The organism is Nocardia otitidiscaviarum NBRC 14405 (assembly GCF_000308635.1).
Taxonomy (GTDB): Bacteria; Actinomycetota; Actinomycetes; order Mycobacteriales; family Mycobacteriaceae; genus Nocardia; species Nocardia otitidiscaviarum.
Genome location: NZ_BAGD01000274.1, coordinates 39,610 through 48,042, shown reverse-complemented (window position 1 = coordinate 48,042; position 8,433 = coordinate 39,610). Strand labels below are relative to the sequence as shown.

8 protein-coding genes are annotated in these 8,433 nt (G+C 67.2%); 3 read left to right on the top strand and 5 right to left on the bottom strand.

Translation table 11 applies throughout. From position 1 onward, the window contains the following. A partial coding sequence (locus ON31_RS36040; protein WP_506329718.1) for an alpha/beta fold hydrolase occupies positions 1-368 on the top strand: 368 nt, incomplete at its 5' end. Here ON31_RS36040 and ON31_RS31060 read toward each other — a convergent pair. Then, the gene (locus tag ON31_RS31060) at positions 260-865 is read right to left on the bottom strand and encodes a TetR/AcrR family transcriptional regulator (RefSeq protein WP_063821593.1); all 606 of its coding nucleotides are present in this window, start codon (positions 863-865) and stop codon (positions 260-262) included. The genes ON31_RS36040 and ON31_RS31060 overlap by 109 nt on opposite strands. A gap of 194 nt (positions 866-1,059) precedes the next feature. Here ON31_RS31060 and ON31_RS31055 point away from each other — a divergent pair, with 194 nt between their 5' ends. After that, positions 1,060-2,043, top strand: coding sequence for an acyl-ACP desaturase (locus tag ON31_RS31055; RefSeq protein WP_051038046.1), 984 nt, complete (start codon positions 1,060-1,062; stop codon positions 2,041-2,043). Between the two features lie 114 nt (positions 2,044-2,157). Here ON31_RS31055 and ON31_RS31050 read toward each other — a convergent pair whose 3' ends face one another. Next, on the bottom strand, positions 2,158-3,234 hold the full coding sequence (locus ON31_RS31050) for a CSLREA domain-containing protein (RefSeq protein ID WP_051038044.1): 1,077 nt from the start codon (positions 3,232-3,234) through the stop codon (positions 2,158-2,160). A gap of 186 nt (positions 3,235-3,420) precedes the next feature. Between ON31_RS31050 and ON31_RS31045 the strand changes: the two genes are divergently transcribed. Beyond that, positions 3,421-5,052: a VOC family protein gene (locus ON31_RS31045; protein WP_039818714.1), complete on the top strand. Its 1,632-nt coding sequence runs from the start codon at positions 3,421-3,423 to the stop codon at positions 5,050-5,052. 1 nt (position 5,053) lies between these two features. Here the strand turns inward: ON31_RS31045 and ON31_RS31040 are convergent, their stop codons facing one another. The 3 genes from ON31_RS31040 to ON31_RS31030 all read right to left on the bottom strand — a co-directional run bounded on the left by ON31_RS31040 (position 5,054) and on the right by ON31_RS31030 (position 8,373). Beyond that, the gene (locus ON31_RS31040; protein WP_039818712.1) at positions 5,054-6,064 is read right to left on the bottom strand and encodes an AurF N-oxygenase family protein; all 1,011 of its coding nucleotides are present in this window, start codon (positions 6,062-6,064) and stop codon (positions 5,054-5,056) included. A gap of 85 nt (positions 6,065-6,149) precedes the next feature. Next, on the bottom strand, positions 6,150-6,944 hold the full coding sequence (locus ON31_RS31035; protein ID WP_039818732.1) for an ACT domain-containing protein: 795 nt from the start codon (positions 6,942-6,944) through the stop codon (positions 6,150-6,152). Between the two features lie 169 nt (positions 6,945-7,113). Beyond that, entirely contained in the window at positions 7,114-8,373 is a 1,260-nt protein-coding gene (locus tag ON31_RS31030) for a PucR family transcriptional regulator (RefSeq protein WP_039818711.1), read from the bottom strand. Positions 8,374-8,433 lie beyond the last annotated feature (60 nt).

Here is an 8,433-nt window from a genome sequence, read left to right as displayed (position 1 = left end):
ATATGCGGGCGATGAGTCTGAATCCGGAACTGTCGCGGCTGTGCGCCACCGATCCGCGGGGCGGCGGCGTCCACATCCCGCTCGGATTCCTCGCCAGCTTCCTGACTTTCGCGCACACCCCGCCGGAACGCTATACGGCCGCGCCGGTCACCCTCGTGCACCCGGCCGCCGACCGGTGGACGCCGCCGGAACCGAGCCTGCGCTTCCTCCGCCGGATCGCCGCGCCCACCGAGGCGGTGCTGCTCACCGGCTGCGGCCACTATCCGATCGAGGAACCCGGCCTGACCGAACTCGCGGGCGCGCTGCGCTCCGTGCTCGCGGCCGTCACCGGATCGGGTACCAACAGTTCGGCGAAACGCACCAGTTGATCGGTGTCGATCGCGTGCCGGGTGAGCACCCGGTGCAGCTGCGCGTCGACCGCGTGCACCAGCGTCCGGGCCGCCAGTTCGACATCCTCGCCACCGCGCCCGCACCGTTCCAGGTGGTAGGCGACCTCATCGACCAGATGGTCCTCGAACGCGCGCAGCGCCGTCACCTCCTCCGGCAGCCGCGGCGCGAGCCGGTGCAGCAGGCCGTGCAGCGCCGGGCGATCGCGGTGCAGGTCGGCCACCGCGTCCAGAATGGCGTACAGGGTCTCGGGGAACGGCGGCCGCTCGGCGCGCAGCCGCCGGAACACCGCACCCAGGCGGCGTCCGGCCTCCTCGACGTGCGCGTGCGCCAGCGCGCGCAGGATGGCGTGTTTGTTCGGAAAGTATTGGTACACCGTGCCGATCGACACCCCGGCCCGGTCGGCGATGCGATTGGTGGTCGCCGCCAGCCCCTCCCGGGAGAACACCTGCGCGGCGGCCTCCAGCACCACCGCCACCGTCTCCCGAGACCGGCGCTGGCGTGGCTGTTTTCGTGGTGTGTCGATGCCTCGAGCATAGCCGTCGGGGCGGTGATGACATTAGCCGATCTTGGACGGGACGTTCGTCCCTACCGGCGCCTCGGCCGTCCTGGTGGTGTGGGCGATTCAGGCCGCGAATCGACGCGGCCCCGAACCGGTTCGAGGAGTGCGGTGTGCGCGCATTGACGCAGCGAGAGATCTTGACCGAGTTGGAACCCGTGGCCGGGGAGTGCGTGAACCGGCATCTGAAGATGGCCAAGGACTGGCATCCGCATGATTACGTGCCCTGGGACGAGGGCCGCAACTTCGCGATGCTGGACGGCGTGGACTGGGAGCCGGGGCAATCCCGGCTCAGCGACGTGGCCAAGGCGGCGCTGGTCACCAATCTGCTGACCGAGGACAATCTGCCGTCCTACCACCGCGAGATCGCCGAGAACTTCTCGCAGGACGGGGCCTGGGGGACCTGGGTGGGGCGCTGGACCGCGGAGGAACAGCGGCACAGCGTCGTCCTGCGCGATTATCTGGTGGTGACCCGCGGCGTCGATCCGGTGGCGCTGGAGCACGACCGCATGACGCATATGACCCACGGATTCGGCGCCCCGGCCGCCGCCCTCGACGACGGCCTGGGGTTCCTGCACTCGGTGGCCTACGTCAGCTTTCAGGAACTCGCCACCCGGGTGAGCCACCGCAATACCGCGCGGGTGTGCGACGACCCCGTCGCAGACCGCATGCTGCAGCGCATCGCGGCCGACGAGAACCTACACATGATCTTCTACCGCACCATGTGCGGCGCGGCCCTGGATCTGGTGCCGGATCAGGCCATGCAGGCCATCGACACCATTGTCGAGAACTTCCGCATGCCGGGCGCGGGCATGCCCAACTTCCGCCGCAACGGCGTCCTCATGGCCAAACACGGCGTCTACGATCTGCGCCAGCATCTGGAAGAGGTGCTCATGCCCGTGGTGCGGCAGTGGAACATCTTCGACCGCAACGACTTCGGAGCGCGCGGTGAACAGGCGCGGGAGCGGTTGGCGGCATTTCTGGAGGACCTGGAGACCGTCAAGATCCCCCGATTCGAGGAGCAGCGCGATCGGGCGCTGGCGCGGGAGCAGGCACGGAGCGCGCCACCCGCCGATCCGGTCCGCTCGTCACGATGATCCCGCCGTAGCCCCCGAGACGAGGATGGACACGATCCAGGTGAAACCCTGGCCCAGCGCGGTCATCCAGTCGCCGACATTGAACGAACCCATGGCGGATTCCCTCCGTTCTCGTCAGGGATGGACCTCGTCGCCCGCCGCGGTGAGATCGCAGGAGTCGTCATTGCTGCGATTGGCACCCGTGGAGATGATGACGGCGAAGACCTTCTTGCAGTTCTGCTCGCCCATACCCGCGGTGTTGTACGCGATGGTCGAACCGCGCAGGATGAGCCTGCCCATTCCGGGATTCACCGTATCGGTGAATTGATAGGGCAGCGTGTCGAGATAGGCGGGGGCGATATTGATCCCCCCGCCTCCGTCGGACGCGGTATTACCGGTCACCGCAGTGTCGATGAGTACCACCTCACCGACCCCGCGAATATCGAGACCGCCGCCGCGCCCGGCGAATCCGCCGATGCGATACCAGCTGCGATGTGGATTGACGACATGATTGTCGGTAATGGCCGAGCGGGTGAAGACGCAGGTGTTGTCGCAGCGGACGCCGCCCGCCTCGCCCGCGGCATTGCCGGTGATCATGCTGTCGGTCATCCGCATATCGGCCACCGGGATATTGAAGATGCCGCCGCCGTAGTCGGCGGCATTGCCGGTGACGAGCACCCGGTCCAGGCGCAGCCTGCCGGAGTTGGCGATACCGCCGCCGCCGGTTTCGAAGAACGGTATCTCGTGCTGGGCGGCGCTGCCCCCGGTGACGGTCAGATCGCTGATCGACACGGTGGCGGTGGTGAGCATGACCCGGTCGATGTGCGCGGCATCGATGACGGTGCGGTCGCGGCCCGCGCCGACCAGGGTGGTGTCGGCGGTGATATCGAGATCGCCGGTGGTCGGATCGATGAACGGGCCGTTGACATTCCACGGATTCGGCGGCACGGTCAGCACATAGCGGCCCTCGGGAATGTGAATGGTGCTGCCCGGCCGCACATTCGCGGCCTGGACGGCGGCCCGCAGTGTGCATTCCCCTGCGTCCGTGCGGCACTGCCCGTCGAAGGGATTCGCCGCCGGTGCGTCCGCCGTGGTGGATACGGTGAATACGGCCGGGCCCGCTGAACCGGAGTCGGCCGCGGCGTACGGCGAGGCGGTGCACAGGGCGAGGAGAATTCCGCTGAGGACGCTGGATATTGTGGAGATCTTCATACGCACAACCACTCTCGCATCGGTGCCCTCCGGTGTAGCAGAAGGCGTTCGGGCGGCGAGGTAGAACGATCGGATTACTGTCGAGTGCACAACGGCGGCGGAGAAATCCTGGCATATTGCCGGATGGACGGTTTTCGAACCGAACTGGCAGGGTATGGACAATTCCTGTGCCGAATCCGGAGTGTCATGATCAGCAACGAACGCACCCGCCGCAGCACCGCCCGCATGGCGGCTCCGCTGGTCGCCCTGCTCGCGTGTGTCGCAGCTGCGACGGGAATCGCTCAGGCGCAACCGGATTCGATGACCTGGTATGTGCGCGCAGGAGCCGCGCCCGGCGGGTCGGGGGAGGTGGGCGCGCCCTTCGAGAGCCTGGCCCGGGCCGAAGCGGCCTCCCGCGCGGGCGACACCATCGTGATCCAGCCCGCGGCCGCGGCCCTGGACGGCGGCATCGCGCTCAAACCCGGGCAGCGGCTCGTGGGCGGGGGAGCGGAGGTCATCGGTGCGCCCGACGGGGCCGAACTGCCACGGCTCACCAATACCACCGGTGACAACGACGGCGACGCGGTGCGGCTGGCCCCGGGAGTCCAGGTCCGCAATCTGGTCATCGACGGCGCACAACGCGGCGGCATCTACGGACACGATGCCGTGGACGCCGTGATCAGCGGCAATCGGGTCACCGGAACCAACCGGCGATGCGCCGACGGCTTCATGATCGGGCCGTTCACCCTGCCGCCCGGCATCGCGGTGGGACTGGCGGCGGATCCGCTGCCGGAGTTCATCGTCCTCAACAACGGCTGGGCGGCCATCATGGCCGACTTCTCCGCGGCAACCGGCACCATCCGGATCGAAGGAAATATCGTGCACGACACCGCCTGCGGCGACGGCATCGATATCCGCGCGCACGGCACCAGCGTGGTCGACGCCCGGTTGCGCGACAACGCGATCCGGGATATCAACCTCGGACTTGCCAAACTGTCGGTCCTCGCCCTCGGGCTCCAGGCCGGTGACACCGCGCGCCTGACCGCCGAACTGGTGGGCAACCAGCAGATCGGCATCGCCCCGCTGTCGTCGCCGCTCAATCACCTGGCCGACAGCGAAGGGCTGTTCATCAACCCCATGGACCGAGCCGTCATGGAGGTCACGGTGGACCGCAACGAGTTTCGGGACGGCCACGGCAATTTCTCCGCCAACGGTCTGGAGTACGTCACCACCAACGGCACCCCGCAGAGCCGGGTGACGGTCAGCAACAGCACCTTCGAGCATGTGCGCGGCGACATCATCGAGAGCTACAACCTCAGCACCGAGGGGGCGCGGCAGTCGCTGTCCCTGAACAATGTCAGCGCCTTCCACTCCACCTTCCCGGCGGCGGTGCTCAATCCGGTGATTCCGGCCAACCTCGGCAGCTGCCTGGTGACGACCAATTTCGGCCGCACCGGCAGCACCCACCTCGAGGTCGCCGACTCGCGCTTCGGCGATTGCAGCGCCGACGGCATCGGGCTCATCAGCTATACGCCCACCGGCCCGGAACCCGCGACGGCGCAGCTCACCTTCGACATCCGGGACACGACGATCACCGGTACGGCGGCCAATGGGCTGGCGATCGTCAATGTCGGCGATACCGACGTGGTGCGCGGGAGCATCGACCGCACCTCGGTCTCCGGGGTACGGGGTAAGCTCATCGACTCCCGCAATACGGGTGTGATCGGCAGTGTCGCCATGGAATTCGGCACCGGCACCCTGGACGGTGCGGCGGTGAGCTGCCTCGCCGCCGACCATCCCAGGGTCGAACTGTCCGCCTTCGCGGCGACATGCCGGTGAGTCAGGCGACCTTGCTCACGCCCGCGCGCAGCGGTTCGGAGCGGTAGCGGCTGGTGGGGCCGTCGATATCGAGGAGTTTCCACACCCGCTTGGCCACCGGGTTCATCAGTCCGATGCGCTTGGCCAGCGCCCGCACGTCCACGAAGTAGTCGGCGAAGGTCTGCTTGGCCTCCGGCGATCCGTAGAACAGCTCCTTGCGTACGCGGTCGGGAATGTCGAACTCGTCGAAGAAGGCGCGCGGCGGTGTGACGATCGCCCGCCCGGCGATCCGCATGACGATCGGCATGGCCAGCGACAAGACGAACCTGTTCACCGGATTGGCTTCCGGCACATGGTGTTCCAGGAACTCGTGGGCGAAGGAGATGTGGCGCGCCTCCTCGGCCACGTGAATGGCCATGACGCCGCGCATGATCGGGTGCACCTCCTGCCCGGACCGCAGCACCTGCTTCTGGATGTGGTCGATCGGTTCCTCACCGGCCAGCACCGCCATGAAGAACAGGTTCGGGAAGAACACCGCCATCGGCACCACGATATGGCGCACCTGCCGCACCAGCGGCCCCATGCCGGGGACGTCGATGCCGATGCGGTTCACCATCTCCTGGAACATGAGGGTGTGATTGTGCTCCTCGATCATCTCGTGGGAGCAGTACCGGAATTCCGGGGAGCCGTTGGGCAGCGAGAAGGTGTGCTGCACCATGCCGCTGATCAGCAGCGATTCGAACTGCAACCCAACCTTGGCGACATTGGCCTGACGGTATTTGCCGATGGCGATGCGCCGCTCCAGCGGCAGCGCCCGATACCAGGGGTGCGCGCCGAGCAGATCGCCGATCGCGGGCAGCGTCCAGCGCTCGGGACCGGTGTCGGGATCGAAATCGGGGTTGTCCCAATCGATATCGTGGAACGGATCGAAGTGCCGGTCCACCGACCCCTCCGACAGCAGCAAGAGTGTGCGCGCGTACTCGGCGGCCTGATCCGCCACCGGATCCGACTGCGCATCGGTGATTGTGGACACCGTTGTCCTCCTTTCCGACGGGTGCCTGCGGCACCACACCCCCACGTTAAGTGTTACGCGCAGTATCAGTCAATGGGTGGGTGTATCAGCGCTGGTGGGTGACCAGCAGTGCGAGGTCGGTGAGGCGGTGGGCACGGGCGATCTCCGCCGGGGTGAACGGCTCACCGGCGCGGACGAAGGTCATGGGCAGCTCCGGGTGCGCGTCGATCGTCAGGGTGACGCCGGGGGTGCGGGGTACGGATGTGCCGGTGACGTACTGCGCGCCGAGCAGTTCGGCGATCACCAGCGGGAGTTCGTCGGGATCGGCGGCGAGCCGGGTGGCCAGGGTGAGCGCCTTGGTCTGGCCGTCGACGAGTGCGAGAGCCGGTGCGGGCCAGATGCCGACCACCGTGCCGCCCGCGCGCATCACGGCCGTCTCCAGGGCGTGGGTGGTGACATCGGCGGGAGTGGACACCACCAACTCGTCCAGGACGCCGTTCTCCAGATGGTGCACGTGCACGGTGAGGATGTTGGCGCGGCGGTTGGCCAGATGTTTGGCCAGCGATTCGAGGCGGCCGGGGGAGTCGTCGATGCGGACGCGGATCCGCCACAGATAGTCGGCGCGGCGCACATGGTCGCGATGCCGCAGCTCCGGGCCGTGCAGCCAGGAGCCGAGCATGCGCATGGCCGAGGGCTCGACCACCCAGATGACCAGGATGGTGGTGGTGACGGTCAGCACCAGAACCGTTGCGAGATAAGGCAGATGGTAGTGAACGACGAGGGCGTGCAACGCCAGCTCCACCGGGAACACCGCGGCCAGCTTGGCCAGCGCCAAGCGGGTGCGGTGCGGATGCGGCAGACGTCCGCATACCTCACAGGCCAGGACATCGGTTCGCTTCATGTTCACCACGGTCGCCGACCGACGTTTCGGCACCGTGCACAGCTGTAACAAGACAGTGAAGGTTGGCGGCAAAAGCGCTGTGCCCTAGCGCTTTCTAGTGGCCTGCCGCACAGCGGCGGTTACACCGTGACGGGTAGCACCCCGATTGCCCCGGGAGCCCGCGAGCGAGTCAGGCTGTGGTGCGGTAACTCCGGGCCACCAGGGCCGAACGCAGGTACCACAGGCCCGATGCCTGGGTCGGATCGAATCCGGTCAGCTGGGCTATGCGCTTGAGCCGGTAGTCCACCGTATTGGTGTGCACATGCAGCACGCGCGCCGTGCGCTGCCGGTTGAGGTTGTTGGCGATATGCCGTTGCAGGGTTTCCAGCAGTTCCGGGTGTTCGTCCAGGCGATCGAGCAGCGAGCCGAGATACTCGCGACCGGGACCCGGCCGGGTGAGCTGGTATTCCAGAGCCAGATCGTCGAAGCGGTACAGGCCGCGCACGCAGTGCAGGCGGTGCACCATATCGAGCAGGTCGTGCGCCTGTTCGGCGGCGGTGGGGATCTCCGACGGCGTCGCACTGACCGTGGTGGCCGTGATCGGCACGCGCGCGGCGCGCGAGAGATCGGTGACCAGGTCGTCCAGCTCCTCGGGTCGCTTGGCCGTCACCGGGATGAGGATGGTGCCGCCGTCGACGCTGAGCAGCGACAGCGCGGCATCCGCGCAGCGCGTGGCGAGTTCGGCCTGTACCCGGCGCAGCTTGCGACGCGCCACCACCTTGCCGTCCAGGGTGGGATCGGATTCCTCGGGATGCGGTGGGATCGTCAGCGCCAATACCGAATACGACTCGGCGATCTCGATACCGCACTCGCGCGCCATGGTGGAGGTGGGATGGCCGCCGAGCAGCGCCGAGGTCAGGGTGTGCACGGCGGTGTGGTGTTCGCTGACGACGGAACGCAATTCGCGTACGTACGCCAGCGAGACGGTGGAGGTCATCCGATCCAGCATCTCCACCACCAGCTTGGCCCCGTCGATAAGGTTGTCGTAATCGCCCGGGGACAGCCGCAATTCGCCGTCGCCGCGATAACGTGCGGTGGCGGCGGAGACCACGAGGTCGAATCCGATCTTGAATCCCTCGTGGATGGCGTGGTGGATGGTGTCGATGGGGACGCCCTCGCGCGCCCATTGCGCCGCGGCCTCGTGCAGCCGCTCGGTCTTGGCGGGAATATCTCGACCGTCCAGCATGCTGACGGCGATTTCCAGGCAGGTGCGGGTAATGGTGGTGACATCGCCGTAGATGGCGTCCCCGGGCAGGGTTCCGCACGGTGCGACGTTCTCGACGAAGTGGCCCACCATCTGCCGGGACAGCGCCCAGACGTCCTTGAGCGGCGAGGACATCGGTCTCCCGGAAAAGGTGAGACCCGGCCTTTCGGTGCTGTCGACGGGCATGGCTGACTCCTTCCGCGTCAAACTACCTGTGCGGCGGGATAACACTAACCATGCCTCCGG

Coding starts and splice junctions, on each gene's coding strand:
- ON31_RS31050 (WP_051038044.1), bottom strand. CDS start 3,234: ATGAAGATCTCCACAATATCCAGCGTCCTCAGCGGAATTCTCCTCGCC.
- ON31_RS31045 (WP_039818714.1), top strand. CDS start 3,421: ATGATCAGCAACGAACGCACCCGCCGCAGCACCGCCCGCATGGCGGCT.
- ON31_RS31035 (WP_039818732.1), bottom strand. CDS start 6,944: ATGAAGCGAACCGATGTCCTGGCCTGTGAGGTATGCGGACGTCTGCCG.
- ON31_RS31030 (WP_039818711.1), bottom strand. CDS start 8,373: ATGCCCGTCGACAGCACCGAAAGGCCGGGTCTCACCTTTTCCGGGAGA.